The following is a 16,559-nucleotide window of genomic DNA, read 5'->3' as shown; positions in this document are numbered from 1 at the left end:
AGGTCATTGCGGTGTGGGGCTCACTGGCGCGAGGCCGTGGGCGCGGGGGCTGCGTGTGGCAGCTGGCTGCCCACGGCGGCCAGTTCTTCGGACTCGGATATCTGCACCAGCTCGCTGTCCGGCATCTGCCCTGACACGATGCGCCACAGGTCCAGCGCCAGCAGCAAGCCCGCCGCCACGGCAAACACTACGCCCGACGCATAGAAGATGGCCATGGATGCCCCCGTGACCGGAGCATCCACATCCCAGTTGATGCGCGCCTGCGCCAGCGCGCCGCTGAACAGCAGCCAGGTGCACCAGATCATCAGCGCGTAGCTCAGGGCCAGGCAGATGCGCTGGCCCAGCGGCGGCAGGCGCGCCAGCAGAAAGTCGGTACCCAGGTGGCCCCGCTCGCGCACCGCCACGATGGCGCCCAAAAAGGTGATCCACACGAACAGCCAGCGCGAGACCTCCTCGCTGATGGCGATGCCGGAGTTGAACGCGTAGCGCAGCACCACGTTGCCAAACACCGTCACCACCATCACCGCCAGCGCCAGGGCAATGAGCAGGTTGATCCAGCGGCAGCAGCGGTCGATGAAGGCATTGAGCATCGGTGTCTCCTTTTTTCTTCTTCACTCAGAGTGCGGCGCCCTGCAGCAGCCCACGCTGCGCCAGGTTGGCCATGAAGGCGCGCAGGCCAAAGCGCCAGGGCGGCGCGGCCTCGCTGTGTGCCACGCGGTTGTGCAGGCCGCCCAGCCAGGCGCTCTGGATGGACACCAGGTCGCCCAGGTGGTGGGTGAAGCCGCCACCCGGCTGGTCGCGGTCTTCAATGGGGGCGAACAGCGTGCCCATGAACAGCATGAACCCGTCCGGGTACTGGTGCGCGGCGAGCGTCTGCGCCACCAGGTCCGCAGGGTCGCGGCTGATGCTGGCCATGGTGTTGATGCCGCGCAGCTCAAAGCCGTCCGCGCCCGCCACGCGCAGGTGCACCGTCTCATTGCGCACCTGTTCCAGCCCGAAGCTGGCGTCGAACAGACGGATGAACGGGCCCAGCGCGCACGATGCGTTGTTGTCCTTGGCCTTGCCCAGCAGCAGTGCGCTGCGGCCCTCGATGTCGCGCAGGTTCACGTCGTTGCCCAGCGTGGCGCCCACGATCTGGCCCCGGCTGTTCACGGCCAGCACCACCTCGGGCTCGGGGTTGTTCCAGGCCGAATCGGAGCGGATGCCGATGTCGTCGCCGCAGCCCACCGAGGCCAGCACCGGTGCCTTGGTGAACACCTCGGCGTCGGGGCCGATGCCCACCTCCAGGTACTGCGACCACAGGCCTTTGTCCTGCAGCAACGCCTTCAGGCGCATGGCCTCGGGCGAGCCGGGGCGGATGTCGGCCAGGTTCTGGCCGATGAGGCCGATGACCTGGCTGCGCAGGCCCTGCGCGCGGGTGGCGTCGCCGCGCGCCTGCTCTTCAATCACGCGCTCGATGAGGCTGGCGGCAAAGGTCACGCCCGCAGCTTTCACCACCTGCAGGTCGCACGGGGCCAGCAGCCAGGGACGTGTGGCATCGCGCGCGCCGGGTTGGCTGTTGCCCAGCAGGTGGTCCACGCTGCACAGGTACTGGCCCGTGGCGAAGCGCGCAGCCTCTGCCGGTGCCAGGGTGTCCAGCAGCGTGCTCATGGTGGGGTAGTGCGCGCTGAGGTCAAACACACCTTCGGGTCGCAGTGCCACCACGGCCGGGCCGGGAACGGCACCACTGGGCGCCCACACACGGCCGACCAGCGTGCCTTGCAGGCCGTCGTCGGGGAGCACTTGCAATGCGGCGTGGGGCGCACGGGCCCGTTCGGCAACTGCTGCTGCCGTCATGTTGTTCATGGAGAGTCCTTCGAAAAAGTCTGGGTGGGTACCGGTGGCCCGCCCGTTCGTTGTCAGTGGTTGTGGCGTGGCGTTTTTTCGGCAATGCGCTGAAAACCCAGCGCAAAGTCCAGCGTGGCGCCATCGGCCAGCTGCCCCGTTTTCTCGCGGTACAGCGCCTCCCACGGCGACTGGCTCGCGGGCACGGGTGGGGTGGGCAGGTCACGCTTGCGGCGCGAGATCTCTTCGGGGGCCACCAGCGCATCGCAGCGCCCGGTGTTCAGATCGATGCGGATCGTGTCACCGCTTTGCAGCCAACTCAGCCCTCCGCCCACGGCGCTTTCGGGCGATGCGTTGAGGATGGACGGGCTGTCTGCCGTGCCCGACTGGCGTCCGTCGCCCAGCGTGGGCAGCGTGTTGATGCCGCGCTTGATCAGTGCATCGGGCGGCTGCATGTTCACCACTTCGGCCGAGCCGGGCCAGCCGATGGGGCCTGCGCCGCGCATGACCAGGATGCAACCTTCGTCGATGTCGAGCGCCGGGTCGTTGATGCGCGCGTGGTAGTCGTCCGCCCCCTCGAACACCACGGCGCGGGCTTCGAAGATGCCCTCCTGCCCCGGGCGGCTCAGGTAGCGCTGGCGGAAGGCCTCGGAGATGACCGAGGTCTTCATGATCCCGAAGTCGAACAGGTTGCCGCTGAGCACCATGAAGCCGGCCTTTTCCATCAGCGGGTTGCTGAAGGGGCGGATCACCTCGCGGTCATGGGTCTCGCGGCCTTGCAGGTTCTCGCCTACTGTCTTGCCCGTCACGCTGGCGCAGTCGGCGTGCAGCTTGCCGGCCTGCTGCAGCTCCCACATCAGTGCGGGCACGCCGCCGGCGCGGAAGAAGCGCTCACCTAAAAACTGGCCCGCAGGCTGCATGTTCAGCAGCAGGGGCAGGTCGTAGGCATGGTCGGTCCAGTCCTGCGCGTCCAGCTGCACGCCAGCATGCCGCGCCATGGCCATGATGTGCACCTGCGCGTTGCTGCTGCCGCCCGCCACGCTGACCACGGAAAGCGCGTTCAAAAAACTCTCGCGCGTCAGGATGCGCGAGGGGCGCAGGTCTTCGTACGCCATCTCCACAATGCGCCGCCCGGTTTCGTACGCCATCTGCCCACGCTCGCGGTAGGGCGCGGGAATGGCCGCGCAGCCGGGCAATGACAGGCCCAGCGCCTCGGCCACCGCGTTCATGGTCGAGGCCGTGCCCATGGTGTTGCAGTGCCCGGCGGAGGGGGCGCTGTTGCAGGCGCGCTGCAAGAATTCTTCCTCGTCGATCTCGCCCGCAGCCAGCTGGCGGCGGCTGCGCCAGATCACGGTGCCCGAGCCTACGAGTTGGCCTTCATGCCAGCCGTCCAGCATCGGCCCACCCGAGAGCACGATGGCCGGGATGTCCACCGTGGACGCGGCCATGACGCCCGCGGGCGTGGTCTTGTCGCAGCCCGTGGTCAGCACCACGGCGTCGATGGGGTAGCCGTAAAGGATCTCCACAAGGCCCAGGTAGGCCAGGTTGCGGTCCAGCGCAGCCGTGGGGCGGCGGCAGTTTTCAAAGATGGGGTGGACGGGGAACTCCATCGGGATGCCGCCCGCATCGCGGATGCCGTCGCGCACGCGGCGCGCCAGGTCCAGGTGGATGCGGTTGCAGGGCGAAAGGTCACTGCCCGTCTGCGCGATGCCGATGATGGGCCGGCCCGAGCGCAACTCTTCGGGCGTCAGCCCGTAGTTCATGAACCGCTCCAGGTACAGCGCGGTCATGTCCGAGCGCTCGGGCGCGGCAAACCATTCGCGGGAGCGGAAGGGGCGGCGGGGTGTTTTTGTCATGGGGTCGGGGCGTCGCAAAAGAAGGGCTGGGCGCAGCGGTACGCTGCGCCCCGGGAATCGTGCAAGTTACTTGCCGCCCCGCGCCTTGGCCAGCTCGCCCATCAGCTCGCTGGTGGTCTCTTCGCCAAACTCCTTGCCGTACTTGGCCAGCACGGGCTGCAGCTTGGTGCGCAGCTTGGCCTGCTCGGCGGCGGGCAGCTCGGTGATCTGCATGCCGGCCTTCTTCAGCTCGCCCAGGGCGGTTTCGCTGAAGGCGCGGATGGTCTTGCGCTCGAACACCGTGGCCTCGCGCGCGGCCTCCTGCACGATCTTCTTCTCGTCGGCCGAGAGGCTGTCCCAGGTCTTCTTGGAGATGAGCAGCACCCAGGCGCTGTACATGTGGCGCGATAGCACCAGGTGCTTTTGCACCTCATAGAACTTGCTGGCCAAGATGGTGGCGGGCGGGTTCTCCTGGCCGTCCACGGCCTTTTGTTCCATGGCGGTGTACAGCTCGGTGAAGGGCATGGGCGTGGCGTTGGTGCCCAGCGCGTTGAATGTGTCGAGGAACAAGGGGCTCTGGATCACGCGCAGCTTCAGGCCCGCCAAGTCGTCGGCCGTGTTGATGGGGCGGCGCGAGTTGGTCACGTGGCGAAAGCCGTTCTCCCAGAAGCCCAGGCCGATCAAGCCCTTTTCGGGCAGCATGGCCAGCAACTTCTGGCCGAAGGGGCCGTCCAGCACCGCATCGGCTTCTGCCTCGTTGTTGAAGGTGAGCGGCAGGTTCAGCACGCCAAAGGGCTTGATCAGCGACATCAGCGTGGACGAATCCGGGATCGTCATCTCCAGCGTGCCGCCGCGCAGGGCCGAGGTCATGCTCACGTCATTGCCCAGCGCGCCGCTGGCAAACAGCTTGGCGTTCATCTTGCCGCCGCTCTTGGCCTGCAGTCGCTCGGCAAAGTGGCGCACGGCCTGGGCCTGCGGGTGGTCGTCGCTCAGGCCGATGCCGACCTTGAAGGTGTGTTCCTTGACTTGCGCGGCGACGGGGGCTGCGAGGGCGGCCAGCAGCGTGGCGCCGAGTGCCAAGGATTTGGCGAGGGAAGTGAATTGCATGGTGTCTTGTCTCCGTTGGAATGGCTGACCCCGTTTGCGAGGCCTTTGGCGCCTGCGGCTTTTGGGGGCCAGCCGTCATGAACGCAAGGCGAAGGTTAGGTTTCACGCCCCGGCGGGTCCACTGAATGTTTTGCGACAATCCATTCCAAACGCTTATGAGTCCAGACGAATTTCCGGGTAAACCCTTGTCTTTGGCGCAGGCCTGTGCGCGGCTGCGCTTTCGGCATTTGCAGTTTCTGGACATCCTGGGCCGCACGCGCAACCTGCGGCTCACGGCCGAGCAGATGCATGTGACGCAGCCTGCGGCTACCAAGATCCTGATGGACATCGAAGAGATCCTGGAGGCGCGTTTGTTCGACCGCCTATCGCGTGGCATGCGGCCCAACGAGCTGGGGCTTTTTACGCTGCGCTATGCCAGCGCGGCGCTGGATGGGCAGCGCAAGTTTGTGGATGAGTTCAACGCCCTCAAGCAGGGCGGCCACGGCCATGTGACGGTGGGCGCCATCACGGGCTCGGCCGCGCATGTGCTGGTGGCGTCGGTGGTGGAGATCCAGCGCCTGCGGCCTCTCTTGGTCATCAAGATTCTGGAGCAGAGCAGCGACCAGCTCATCGCCTGGTTGGCCGAACGCAAGATCGATCTGATGATCGGCCGCTTCACCACCGAGGACCAGCGCAGCCAGTTCCACTACGAGCACCTGTCCGCCGAGCCGCTGCACGTGGTGGGCGGGCAGCACCACCCGCTGCGCGGCGCCACCGACCTGTCGCTCACCGAGCTGGCGCACTGGCCGTGGATTCTGTACCCCGCCTCCACGGCGGTGCGCAAGGTGTCGGACGACTTGTTCGGCGGCGCGGGCCTGGCGCTCACGGCGGGGGTGGTGGAGACGCCGTCCTTTTTGTTTGCGCTGGAGCTGATGAACACCACGCACATGATGTCGCTGCAGCCTGCCGCGCTGATCCAGAAATACGTGGACCGGGGCCTGCTCTCGCGCATCCCCGTCGAGCTGCCCGACCGCATGCCCAGCTACGGCCTGATCACCCGCCTGGGCGAGCCGCCCACGCCCTCGGCCCAGGCCTTTATCGACGTGCTGCGCGATACGGCGGGTGTGGTGCCCGACGTTTTGGGGGAGTGACCAGGCCTGCGCTATGCCTGGCCTCTTTCGATAACCAACGGTTATTGAAAATTGGGGCCGCCAGGCCCTGCCGTTATGCTCTGCGCCCTTTCCCGCAATCCAGGCTTTTTTTCCATGACCGACGCACCCGACACGCCCGACACCATCCAGGAACCCCGCTGCTGGAGCGACGGGCGCTGGACGGCGCAGGTCATCAAGAACGAGGACGACGATGGCTGGGCCGTGGCCATGACCTTGAAGGGCGAGGCCGAGCCCGCGCTGGTGGGCCCCTGGACCATGGGCCGCGACAAGAAAAACCCCAAGCCGCTGGATGTGTCGGCTTTTCACACCCTGGTCAAGACCGCTAGCGAGGTGGTGCGCCGCCATGAGCAGCAACTGCACGCGCAGCTGAACAAAAGCGTGCACATCAACACCGCCGACGGCCAGCGCTTGCGCGTGGCGTTGGCCATCGTGCCCGACGAGGAGGGCGCCACAGCCACGCTGAGCGCGCAGGATGAGCTGGGTGAAGAGGTTGCCCGTGCGTCTGCGCCGCCCACTTTCAAGCTCACGCCCGCCAGCGCAGCGGCCTGGGCCGAAGGCGGGTTTCAGCGCGTGCGCTGAGCAGACTTCGGCATTCAATACAGCCCACAGCCGCAGAAACCGGCACTGCCAGTGCAGGCAATCGCCTGCGCGACGGCGTACTGCGTGCCCGCCGCCTAAAATCCCAACTGTCGGCCCCGAATGACCTTCGGGGCCGACAGCGTTCTCAGGGCGGGGCGGAATTCCCCACCGGCGGTATTTGTGGGTTGAAAAGCCCGCAAGAGCCCGCGAGCGCCTGCGGTGCCGTTTTTCGGAACAGGCCTGCAGGGTCAGCAGATCTGGTGCGAAACCAGAGCCGACGGTCACAGTCCGGATGAAAGAGATCGCGAAACCCACAGCGCCCGCCATGGGTGGCTGGGCCTTTGGCGTTTGCTTGCGTGCTTTTTGCCCGCTGGTCATCGCCTGAGGCCTGCGCCGCCCTGTGCAGGTGCCGTGCTCGCGCGCGCCCTGATTCTGGTACGACCTGTTTTGAGGAACCCATGAATCAGTCTTCTGCTACTTCTTCCGTCTCTCCCCTGGCCCCCGTCGCCGCCCACCGTGGCGCCCGCGTGGCCATCATCAGTGCCAGCTGGCACCAGGACATCGTGCACCAGGCGCGCGACGCGGCCCTGGCCGAGTTCGACCGCCATGGCCTGCCGCCCGCGCAGGTGGCGCTGTTCGACGTGCCAGGCGCGTTCGAGATTCCGCTGCTCGCCCGCAAGCTCGCGCGCAGCGGGCGCTACGACGCCATCGTGGCCTGCGCGCTGGTGGTCAACGGCGGCATCTATCGCCACGAGTTTGTGACCACCGCCGTCATCGATGGCCTGATGCGCGTGCAGCTCGACACCGAGGTGCCGGTGATGTCGGCCGTGCTCACGCCGCGCGACTTCCACGACCACGAGGACCATGTGCGCTTCTTCCGCGAGCATTTTGTGAAGAAGGGCACCGAGGTCGCCCAGGCCTGCCTGCAGACCATGGCCTACCTGCGCAAGCTGGCCTCACCCACGCTGGCCACCGTGCAGCAGGCAACCCCTGCGCTGGCTGAAGCCTGAGAAGGCGCCATTTGCTACTATTTATGTAGCTGTTGATACATGATGCACTAGCGCTTCAAGCCGATTAGGCTTGAAATGGCTGCGCCGCTTCAGCCTGCGGCCAACCGGGGCCGGTGGTGGCCCGGTGCGGGCATGCTGGCCTGTCTGGGGGTGTTGGCGTCGGTGTCTGCCAGCCGGAACACCGCCACTGCCTGCACCAGCTGCTGCGCCTGCACCTTGAGGCTGTCGGCGGCGGCGGCGCTCTGTTCGACCAGCGCGGCGTTCTGCTGCGTGGCCTGGTCCATTTCGGTGATGGCGTCCCCTACCTGGGCCACACCTGCGCTTTGCTCGCTGCTCGCGGCGCTGATCTCGCCCACGATGTCGGTCACGCGGCGGATGGCGCTCACCACCTGGTTCATCGTGGCTCCCGCCTTGTCCACCAGTGTGGTGCCCAGTTCCACGCGCTCCACGCTGGCGTGGATCAGGGTCTTGATCTCCTTGGCGGCCTCGGCACTGCGCTGCGCGAGGCTGCGCACCTCACCGGCCACTACCGCAAAGCCCCGGCCCTGTTCGCCGGCGCGGGCTGCTTCCACAGCCGCGTTCAGCGCCAGGATGTTGGTCTGGAAGGCGATGCCATCGATGACCGAGATGATGTCGGCGATCTTCTTGCTGCTGTCGTTGATGCCCTTCATGGTGGTCACCACCTCGGCCACCACGTCGCCGCCTTGCACGGCCACGGTGCTGGCGCTCACGGCCAGCTGGTTGGCGGTGCGAGCGTTTTCGGCATTGGCCTGCACGGTGGAACTCAGCTCTTCCATCGATGCCGACGTTTCCTCCAGCGCGCTTGCCTGCTGCTCGGTGCGCGCGCTCAGGTCGTTGTTGCCCAGCGTGATCTCGGTGCTGGCGGCGGCCACGCTGTCAGCGTTGTTGCGCACGTTGCTCACCACCTGCGACAGGCTGTTCTGCATGTCGTGCAGCGCGTTCAGCAGCAGTGCGATCTCGTCCTTGCCCTGCACATGCCGCGCCACCGTCAGGTCGCCGCTGGCCACGGCCTGCGACACGCGCACCGCGTTGTCCAGCGGGTTCACTACCGTGCGGCTGAAGGCAATGGCGCCGGCAATGCCCAGGGCGCACACCACCAGCATCACCACCAGGCTGATGGTGGTGGCGCGCTGAGCGGTGGCTGCGGCACGTTCGGCCACGGTGCTGCTGGCCTTTGCAATCAGGTCGCCCGCCTGGTCCAGCAGCTGCGAGGGTTCGCGGTCCATGCCCGCCACGGCCTTGTCGCCCGCCTGCGGGTCGTGGTCGGCGGCCTTGAAGGCTTCCAACCCCTTGCGGTAGGCAGTGCCCATGCGTTCGTGGGCCTGGGCAAACTGCAACACGCGCTCGCGGCCTTCGCCCGGGGGCAGGGCGGCGACGAGCTTTTGCGCCTCGTCCTTGATGGCCTGTTCCTGCTTTTCAAACGCGGCCCAGTAGCGCGTGAGCTGGGCCGGGTCCTTGCCGCGCAGCAGCACGTTTTTCCACTCCTGCACCTGCACCTTGAAGTTGTTGAGCATGCCCGCCGCCATGCGCTCGTGCTCAAAGCTCTGGGCCACGGTGGTCTGGTAGGTGTCGAGCGCCTGATTCAGACGGCTGATGCCAAACAGGGCCGCTGCAAACAGCAAGAGCAGCGACACGGTGAAGGCCAGGGGGAGCTTGAGGCTGAGCTTCATGAGGAACTCCTTGAGGGTCCAGAAACGTCGCAGTGGGGCCAGTGGCCCTCCATCCTGGTTCAGCGGCGCGTGGTGGGCAGGGCCGCGGGCAGGGTGTCTTCAGGATTATGGAGACGGATGTAAATTTTTGTACATGTCTTTTTTGCCGTGGGGCAGGCGTGCGCGGAATAGGGCCGGTGACTTATCGAATGCAGCCGGCCCAAACAAAACGGCCTTGCCGGTGAGGGCAAGGCCGTGCAGTGGTCAGGGCATCGCGCAGACCGATGCCGCGAGGGGCTGCCTAAACAACCCCGCTGGCTCGCAGCGCTGCAATGCGCGCCGCATCCAGCCCCATCTCGCGCAGCACCTGGTCGGTGTGCTGCCCCAGTGCCGGTGGAGCATTGCGCAGCACGGGTGGGGTGGCCGACAGGCGCAGCGGGCTGGCCACGCCGGTGATCTGCTTCACGCCGTCGCTGGCGGCCTCGCCGTCCTTCCAGCGCGGCAGCGTCACCGCCAGGCCACGGGCCTGCACCTGCGCGTCGTCAAACGCCTGGGCAATGGTGTTGATGGGGCCGCAGGGCACGGCCTTGTCTTCCAGCAGCGCGATCCAGTCGACGGTGGTGCGCGTGCGGGTCACGGCCTCCATGGCGGGGATCAGTGCGGCACGGTTTTGCACGCGCAGCGTGTTGGTGGCAAAGCGAGGGTCCGTGGCCCATTGCGGCTGGTTGGCCGCTGCACAAAAGCGCTGGAACTGCCCGTCGTTGCCAATGGCCAGCAGCATGTTGCCGTCCTGTGTGGGGAAGTCTTGGTACGGCGCCAGGCTGGGGTGGCTGTTGCCCATGCGGCCGGGTGCCTTGCCCGTGGCCAGAAAGCCCGAGGCCTGGTTGGCCAGCACGGCCATACCCACGTCGAGCAGGGCCATGTCGATGTGCTGGCCCTGGCCGGTGCCATTGGTGGCGTTGTCGCGCACATGCAGCGCGGCCAGGATGGCGTTGCTGGCGTACAGGCCGGTGAACAGGTCGATGACGGCCACGCCCACGCGCATCGGGCCACCGCCGGGCTGGTTGTCGGCCTGGCCGGTGATGCTCATCAGACCCGTCATGGCCTGCACCATCAGGTCGTAGCCTGCGCGCTCGGCATACGGGCCGTCTTGCCCAAAGCCGGTGACCGAGCAGTAGATTAGGCGCGGGTTGAGCGCGCGCAGGCTTTCATGGTCCAGGCCGTACTGCTTGAGGCCGCCGACCTTGAAGTTCTCCACCACGATGTCCGCCTCCAGCGCCATCTGCTTGATGAGCGCCTGGCCGTCGGGCGAAGCCATGTCGATGGTGACCGAGCGCTTGTTGCGGTTGCACGCGGTGTAGTAGCTGGCCTGGTTGGTGTCGTTGCCGTCCGCGTCCTTCAAAAAGGGCGGGCCCCACTGGCGGGTGTCGTCGCCCACGCCGGGGCGCTCCACCTTGACCACATCCGCGCCCAGGTCGGCCAGGATCTGCGTGCACCACGGCCCGGCCAGCACGCGGGAGAGGTCGAGCACCTTGATGCCTGCAAGGGCGCCTGGGGCGGTAGAAGAGGTGGTCATGGTGTGTTTACTATGAAATTGGTAGCTGTCAGCGCATGATGGACTAGCGCTACAAGGCAAAAACACCGCAAAGGCGGTGTTTTTGCCGGTTCTCGGGGCGCAGGCCGATCAGTTGGCGAACGCGGCGATGCCTGTCTGGGCGCGGCCCAGAATGAGGGCGTGCACGTCGTGCGTGCCTTCGTAGGTGTTCACCACTTCCAGGTTCACCAGGTGGCGGGCCACGCCAAACTCGTCGCTGATGCCGTTGCCGCCCATCATGTCGCGCGCCAGGCGGGCAATGTCCAGCGCCTTGCCGCAGCTGTTGCGCTTGATGATGGAGGTGCCTTCCACGCTGGCCGTGCCCGCGTCCTTCATGCGGCCGAACTGCAGGCAGGCCTGCAGGCCGATGGCGATTTCGGTCTGCATGTCGGCCAGCTTTTTCTGGATGAGCTGGTTGGCAGCCAGGGGGCGACCAAACTGCTTGCGGTCCAGCGTGTACTGGCGCGCGGTGTGCCAGCAGAATTCGGCCGCACCCAGCGCGCCCCAGGCGATGCCGTAGCGGGCGCTGTTCAGGCAGGTGAACGGGCCCTTCAGGCCTTGCACTTCAGGAAAGGCGTTTTCTTCGGGCACGAACACGTCGTCCATCACGATCTCGCCGGTGATGGAGGCGCGCAGGCCCACCTTGCCGTGGATAGCGGGGGCTGTCAGGCCCTTCATGCCCTTTTCCAGCACGAAGCCGCGGATGGGGCCCACGGCGCCGCCTTCGGACACTTCCTTGGCCCAGACCACGAACACGTCGGCCACGGGGCTGTTGGTGATCCACATCTTGCTGCCCTTGAGCTTGTAGCCGCCATCGACCTTGTAGGCGCGCGTGGCCATGCTGCCAGGGTCGGAGCCGTGGTCGGGCTCGGTCAGGCCAAAGCAGCCAATCCACTCGCCGCTGGCGAGCTTGGGCAGGTACTTCTGGCGCTGGGCTTCGCTGCCGAATTCATAAATGGGCACCATCACCAGCGACGACTGCACGCTGGCCATCGAGCGGTAGCCCGAGTCCACACGCTCCACTTCGCGGGCGATCAGGCCGTAGGCCACATACGACAGGCCGGGGCCGCCGTACTGCTCGGGGATGGTGGGGCCCAGCAGGCCCACTTCGCCCATTTCGCGGAAGATGCTCACGTCCATCTTTTCGTGGCGGAAGGCGTCCAGCACACGCGGGGCCAGCTTGTCTTGGCAATAGGCGGCGGCGGCGTCGCGGATGGCGCGCTCGTCGTCGGTCAGTTGCTGGCTCAGAAGGAACGGGTCATCCCATTGAAAAGCGGCGTGGGCCATGTGTGTCTCCAGGTCAGGAAAGGGAAGAAAAAACGAATCTGGGGCGCATCGTAGGCCTGGGGGCGGTGGCCCGCAAGCGAGTTCTTTTCATCCAGACATGCGTTTATGGAATGTATGGAATACTGGCGGCTAGCTAAGCCAAGGCGTGGCTGGTCACTTAAAAATTCCTCTTCATCATGCGCCGCAACATTCCATCGACCCAGGCCCTGGCCTGTTTTGAAGTGGCCGCCCGCCACGAGAGCTACACCCGCGCCGCGCAGGAGCTGTCGCTCACCCAAAGCGCGGTGTCGCGCCAGATCCAGGCGCTGGAGGAATTTTTGGGCGTGGCGCTGTTCCGCCGCACGCGCCACGGCGTGGTGCTGACGCCTGCGGGCGCGCACTATGGCCGCCAGGTGGCGCGCTGGCTGCAGGGGCTGGAGCGCGACACGCTCGATGTGATGGCCCACCAGGGCGAGGGCGGCACCCTTACGCTGGCTGCGGTGCCCACCTTTGCCACGCGCTGGCTCATCCCCCGCCTGCCGCAGTTGGCACAGGCGCACCCCGACATCGTGGTGCACATCGACACGCAGACGCGGCCCTTTTTGTTTGCCGACACCACCTTCGATGCCGCGCTGTACGCAGGCACGCCCGAGCAGGTCGCCAACTGGCCCGGCGTGCAGGCGCAACTGCTGATGCACGAAGACGTGGTGCCCGTGTGCAGCCCGCGCCTGCTTGAATCTGCCGCGCCCCGGGGCCGGGGCCGCGCCCACCAGCCCGTGGCGGCTGAGGCGCTGGCCGACCTGCCGCTGCTGCAGCAAAGCACGCGCCCGTATGGCTGGCGCCAGTGGTTCGACGCGATGGGGGTGGATGCGCCGCACGCGCTGGATGGCCCGCGCTACGAGCTGTTCTCCATGCTGGCCGTGGCCGCCACGCACGGCATGGGCGTGGCGCTGATCCCTCCGCTGCTCATCGAGGCAGAGCTTGCCAGCGGCGAGCTGGTGGTGGCCTGCAACCGCCCGCTGCGCGGCGAGCGGGCGTACTACCTCATCAGCCCCACACAGGCACAGCCGCCGGTGCTGGCCACGTTTGCGCGCTGGCTGCAGCAGATGGCCGAGGCAGCGGGCGCCCCGGTGGCGGGTTGATGCGCTTGCGTCCACCCGGGCGGTGAACTAATCTGGTTGCGCGGAAGTCTGTCTTTCATTCAGCAACCTTGTTGGAGAGCGACCCCCATGACCACTTACCACGCTCCGCATTTCGATCCCACGGTGGATGAGATCGAAACCCTGAAGCAGCTTGAAATGGGCGAAGTCATCACGCTGCCCCATGCGCTCAAAGACCATGTGTCCGGGCGACTGCTCGAATGGGGCTTCATCACCAAGGGGACGGGCGGCGAGCTGGCCATCACCGTCAGTGGCCGCCAGTTGATCCGGCGACAGGACAACTGACTCCGCGCTCACCCAGTCTTTGGTTCGCAGCCCTCACAGGGCTGTACTGGCTGGGCTGGCTGGGTTCGGGCAGGGGCGTATCCGGGCGAAATCCTGGTCTGCGGGCCGGGGTATCGGTGCCCTGTGGCCGCCGTAGCGGGCATTGGGCCTATCCTGCGCTGTCCCGTTGTTCTGGAGCTGCCGTGCCTGCTGTGTCCCGCCTGCGCACCACCCTGTGCATTGCCGCCCTGGCCCTGGCCGGTGCGTTGCTGGCGGGCTGCAGCACGGTGCGGCTGGCCTACAACCAGGTACCCCACCTGGCGTACTGGCAGCTGAACCGTTACCTTGACTTGTCGGACGCGCAGACAGAGCGCGTGCGGGGCGACCTGGGCGAGCTGCACCGCTGGCACCGCGACACCATGCTGCCCCAGCATGCCGAGCTGCTGCAAAGGGTGCAGCAGCAGTTGCCCGCCACCATCACTGCCGAGCAGGCCTGCCGCATCTACGAAGAGGCCCGCGCCCAGCTGGACAAGGTACTGGCCCAGGCCGAGCCCAAGGTGGTGTGGCTGGCCTCGCAGCTGACCGAGGCGCAGATCCGCAACCTGGAGCGCAAGCAGGCCGACAGCAATGCCGACTGGAAATCCGAATGGCTGGACCCGCCGCCCGACAAGCTGCGCGAGCGCCGCTTCAAGGACCTCTCATCGCGGCTCGAAACCTTTTATGGCCCGCTGGACGAGCCGCAGAAGGCCGTGCTGCGCGCCTTCGTAGCCCAGTCGGTCTTCGACCCGCAGCGCACCTATGCCGAGCGCGTGCGCCGGCAAAAGGACCTGGTGCAGGTGCTGCGCAGCATCCAGGCCGATCGCAGCAACACCGCCCAGGCCCGCACGCTGATGCTGGGCTTTCTGGACCGCGTGGTGACGTCGCCGGATGGCGCCTACCAGCGCTACGCGCAAGCGCTGGTGGCCGAGGGCTGCGAAGGGTTTGCGCGCCTGCACAACGCCATGACGCCAGCCCACCGGCTGCGTGCGGCGCAATCGCTCAAAGGCTATGAGCAGGACTTCCTGTTGCTGGCTGCGCGCTGAGGTGCCATGCCATCGGTAGTGCGCAAGCGTTGCTGCCGCAGGGGCGTGAAGGTCAGCAGAACATCATCGCCAGCAGGGCCGCATCCTCGGCCATGTTCTGCAGGGCATAACCCGCCAGCCGGTAGGCCAGCACGGTGGCGTGCGCGATCAGATCCTGGGCGGTCATGGCGGTGGCTGGGTGTACGGGGCTGGGTGTGGGCGGAAATCACATGCCGCCGCCACAGCGGCTGGCCCAGCAAAAAGGCCGATAGCTCGTGGAAGCTACCGGCCTTGTTGACTGTGGTGCCCGGGGCCGGAATCGAACCGGCACGCCTTGCGGCGGGGGATTTTGAGTCCCCTGCGTCTACCAATTTCACCACCCGGGCGGAATATGTGAAGCCCTGAATTATGGCACAGTAGGGCGTATGAAATATCCGACGATTGAAGACGCGGTAGGCAACACGCCGCTGGTGGCGCTGCAGCGCATTGGGGCCCAGGACAACGCGGCGCGTGGCAATGTGGTGCTGGGCAAGCTCGAAGGCAACAACCCCGCAGGGTCCGTCAAGGACCGGCCTGCACTGTCGATGATCCGCCGCGCCGAGGAGCGGGGCGACATCCGCCCCGGCGACACGCTGATCGAGGCCACGTCGGGCAACACCGGCATCGCGCTGGCGATGGCCGCAGCCATCAAAGGCTACCGCATGGTGCTGGTGATGCCGGAGGACTTGTCCATCGAGCGCGCGCAGACCATGAAGGCCTTTGGCGCCGAGCTGGTGCTGACCCCCAAGAGCGGCGGCATGGAGCACGCCCGCGACCTGGCCGAGGCCATGCAAAAGCGGGGCGAAGGCAAGGTGCTGGACCAGTTTGGCAACCCCGACAACCCGCGCATCCACTACGAAACCACGGGCCCCGAGATCTGGGAGCAGACGGGCGGGCGCATCACCCACTTTGTGAGCGCCATGGGCACCACGGGCACCATCACGGGTGTGTCGCGGTTCCTCAAGGAGAAGAACCCCGCCATCCAGATCATCGGCGCGCAGCCCGAAGAGGGCTCGCGCATCCCGGGCATCCGCAAGTGGCCGCAGGAGTACCTGCCCAAGATTTACGACGCCAGTACCGTGGATGAGCTGGTGTACGTGAGCCAGGACAACGCCGAAGACATGTGCCGCCGCCTGGCGCGCGAAGAGGGCATCTTTGCGGGCATCTCTGCCGCCGGGGCCTGCTGGGTGGCGCAGCAGATTGCCGCGCGCGACAGCAATGCCACCATCGTCTTCATCGTGTGCGACCGGGGCGACCGGTATTTGTCGACCGGGGTGTTTCCTGCGTGACCGGTGATGCGGGGTGCGGGATGGTCTCCATGGCCACCGCCCGGTACCTCTGCGCGGGGTTTTGAATCAAAATGGCTGCTAGCGCTAGTTGAATATGCCTCAGTAGCTACATAAAAGATAGCATATGCACTACGAAGTCCGTTTTTGCCCCCACTGCGCGACCGAGCTGCAGCCCATCACGCTGGCCGAAGATGGCGGCGACAAGGAGCGGTTGCGCTGCCCCGCCTGCGGCTGGACACACTGGAACAACCCCACGCCCGTGCTGGCCGCCATTGTGGAGATCGACGGCAAGGTGCTGCTGGCGCGCAACGCGGCGTGGCCGGGCAAGATGTTTGCGCTGATCACCGGCTTCATGGAGGCAGGCGAGTCGCCCCAGGAAGGCATTGCACGCGAGGTCAAGGAAGAGACCAACCTCGATGTGCAGTCCACCACCCTGGTGGGCGCCTACGAGTTCTTGCGCATGAACCAGGTCATCATTGCCTACCACGTGGTGGCCACGGGGCAGGTCAAACTGTCGCCCGAGCTGGTGGACTACCGGCTGTACGATCTGCCTGACCTCAAATGCTGGCCTGCGGGCACGGGCTACGCGCTGGCCGACTGGCTGCGCACGCGCGGCCATGAGCCCGTGTTTTTCACGGCTGAAGAAAATGCAGAGCGCCGCCGGGGGCTGGACGAACAAGCCCCTGCCGCGACGCCGCCTAAGGATTGAT

15 protein-coding genes, 1 tRNA gene and 1 riboswitch are annotated in these 16,559 nt (G+C 66.5%); of the genes, 8 read left to right on the top strand and 8 right to left on the bottom strand.

The genetic code is table 11. The features are described from left to right. Nucleotides 1-20: 20 nt before the first annotated feature. The 4 genes from DNK89_RS10310 to DNK89_RS10295 all read right to left on the bottom strand — a co-directional run bounded on the left by DNK89_RS10310 (nucleotide 21) and on the right by DNK89_RS10295 (nucleotide 4,766). Nucleotides 21-590 (bottom strand): TRAP transporter small permease, encoded by a 570-nt coding sequence (locus DNK89_RS10310; protein WP_110960019.1) that lies wholly within the window; start codon nucleotides 588-590, stop codon nucleotides 21-23. A 25-nt stretch (nucleotides 591-615) separates the two neighbouring features. After that, complete coding sequence (locus tag DNK89_RS10305; RefSeq protein ID WP_203422245.1) at nucleotides 616-1,845, bottom strand: fumarylacetoacetate hydrolase family protein; 1,230 nt, start codon at nucleotides 1,843-1,845, stop codon at nucleotides 616-618. Nucleotides 1,846-1,898: 53 nt separating this feature from the next. Further along, entirely contained in the window at nucleotides 1,899-3,680 is a 1,782-nt protein-coding gene (locus DNK89_RS10300) for an IlvD/Edd family dehydratase (protein WP_110960018.1), read from the bottom strand. Between the two features lie 66 nt (nucleotides 3,681-3,746). Further along, nucleotides 3,747-4,766: a TRAP transporter substrate-binding protein gene (locus tag DNK89_RS10295; protein ID WP_110960017.1), complete on the bottom strand. Its 1,020-nt coding sequence runs from the start codon at nucleotides 4,764-4,766 to the stop codon at nucleotides 3,747-3,749. Nucleotides 4,767-4,921: 155 nt separating this feature from the next. Here DNK89_RS10295 and DNK89_RS10290 point away from each other — a divergent pair, with 155 nt between their 5' ends. The 3 genes from DNK89_RS10290 to DNK89_RS10280 all read left to right on the top strand — a co-directional run bounded on the left by DNK89_RS10290 (nucleotide 4,922) and on the right by DNK89_RS10280 (nucleotide 7,506). Further along, nucleotides 4,922-5,896 carry a LysR family transcriptional regulator gene (locus DNK89_RS10290; RefSeq protein ID WP_110960016.1) on the top strand — a complete coding sequence of 325 codons (975 nt, stop codon included), beginning with the start codon at nucleotides 4,922-4,924 and terminating at the stop codon, nucleotides 5,894-5,896. A gap of 114 nt (nucleotides 5,897-6,010) precedes the next feature. Next, nucleotides 6,011-6,496 carry a hypothetical protein gene (locus tag DNK89_RS10285; protein WP_110960367.1) on the top strand — a complete coding sequence of 162 codons (486 nt, stop codon included), beginning with the start codon at nucleotides 6,011-6,013 and terminating at the stop codon, nucleotides 6,494-6,496. 137 nt (nucleotides 6,497-6,633) lie between these two features. Further along, nucleotides 6,634-6,804: riboswitch (FMN riboswitch) on the top strand. A gap of 150 nt (nucleotides 6,805-6,954) precedes the next feature. Continuing rightward, on the top strand, nucleotides 6,955-7,506 hold the full coding sequence (locus tag DNK89_RS10280; protein WP_043565627.1) for a 6,7-dimethyl-8-ribityllumazine synthase: 552 nt from the start codon (nucleotides 6,955-6,957) through the stop codon (nucleotides 7,504-7,506). 89 nt (nucleotides 7,507-7,595) lie between these two features. Here DNK89_RS10280 and DNK89_RS10275 read toward each other — a convergent pair whose 3' ends face one another. The 3 genes from DNK89_RS10275 to DNK89_RS10265 form a co-directional block, all read right to left on the bottom strand. Further along, entirely contained in the window at nucleotides 7,596-9,197 is a 1,602-nt protein-coding gene (locus DNK89_RS10275) for a methyl-accepting chemotaxis protein (RefSeq protein ID WP_238990774.1), read from the bottom strand. 280 nt (nucleotides 9,198-9,477) lie between these two features. Then, nucleotides 9,478-10,752: a CaiB/BaiF CoA-transferase family protein gene (locus DNK89_RS10270; RefSeq protein ID WP_110960015.1), complete on the bottom strand. Its 1,275-nt coding sequence runs from the start codon at nucleotides 10,750-10,752 to the stop codon at nucleotides 9,478-9,480. A 108-nt stretch (nucleotides 10,753-10,860) separates the two neighbouring features. Next, entirely contained in the window at nucleotides 10,861-12,057 is a 1,197-nt protein-coding gene (locus DNK89_RS10265; RefSeq protein WP_015015345.1) for an acyl-CoA dehydrogenase, read from the bottom strand. A gap of 176 nt (nucleotides 12,058-12,233) precedes the next feature. Here DNK89_RS10265 and DNK89_RS10260 point away from each other — a divergent pair, with 176 nt between their 5' ends. From DNK89_RS10260 to DNK89_RS10250, 3 genes are all read left to right on the top strand, one after another. Beyond that, the gene (locus DNK89_RS10260; protein ID WP_110960014.1) at nucleotides 12,234-13,178 is read left to right on the top strand and encodes a LysR family transcriptional regulator; all 945 of its coding nucleotides are present in this window, start codon (nucleotides 12,234-12,236) and stop codon (nucleotides 13,176-13,178) included. 87 nt (nucleotides 13,179-13,265) lie between these two features. Further along, nucleotides 13,266-13,481, top strand: a complete 216-nt coding sequence (locus tag DNK89_RS10255) for a hypothetical protein (protein WP_110960013.1) — start codon at nucleotides 13,266-13,268, stop codon at nucleotides 13,479-13,481. Nucleotides 13,482-13,663: 182 nt separating this feature from the next. Beyond that, complete coding sequence (locus tag DNK89_RS10250; protein ID WP_110960012.1) at nucleotides 13,664-14,542, top strand: DUF6279 family lipoprotein; 879 nt, start codon at nucleotides 13,664-13,666, stop codon at nucleotides 14,540-14,542. 280 nt (nucleotides 14,543-14,822) lie between these two features. Here the strand turns inward: DNK89_RS10250 and DNK89_RS10245 are convergent. Beyond that, nucleotides 14,823-14,907, bottom strand: a tRNA-Leu gene (locus DNK89_RS10245). Nucleotides 14,908-14,946: 39 nt separating this feature from the next. Between DNK89_RS10245 and cysM the strand changes: the two genes are divergently transcribed. Together cysM and DNK89_RS10235 are read left to right on the top strand one after the other, a co-directional pair. Continuing rightward, nucleotides 14,947-15,849 carry a cysteine synthase CysM gene (gene cysM, locus DNK89_RS10240; protein ID WP_110960011.1) on the top strand — a complete coding sequence of 301 codons (903 nt, stop codon included), beginning with the start codon at nucleotides 14,947-14,949 and terminating at the stop codon, nucleotides 15,847-15,849. A gap of 124 nt (nucleotides 15,850-15,973) precedes the next feature. Further along, nucleotides 15,974-16,558 (top strand): NUDIX domain-containing protein, encoded by a 585-nt coding sequence (locus DNK89_RS10235; RefSeq protein WP_015015340.1) that lies wholly within the window; start codon nucleotides 15,974-15,976, stop codon nucleotides 16,556-16,558. Nucleotide 16,559 lies beyond the last annotated feature (1 nt).

This window comes from Acidovorax sp. ST3 (assembly GCF_003231145.1).
Classification (GTDB): domain Bacteria; phylum Pseudomonadota; class Gammaproteobacteria; order Burkholderiales; family Burkholderiaceae_C; genus Acidovorax.
Note: the sequence above shows the minus strand (reverse complement) of the source record. Positions and strands in the feature narration are given on the sequence as shown.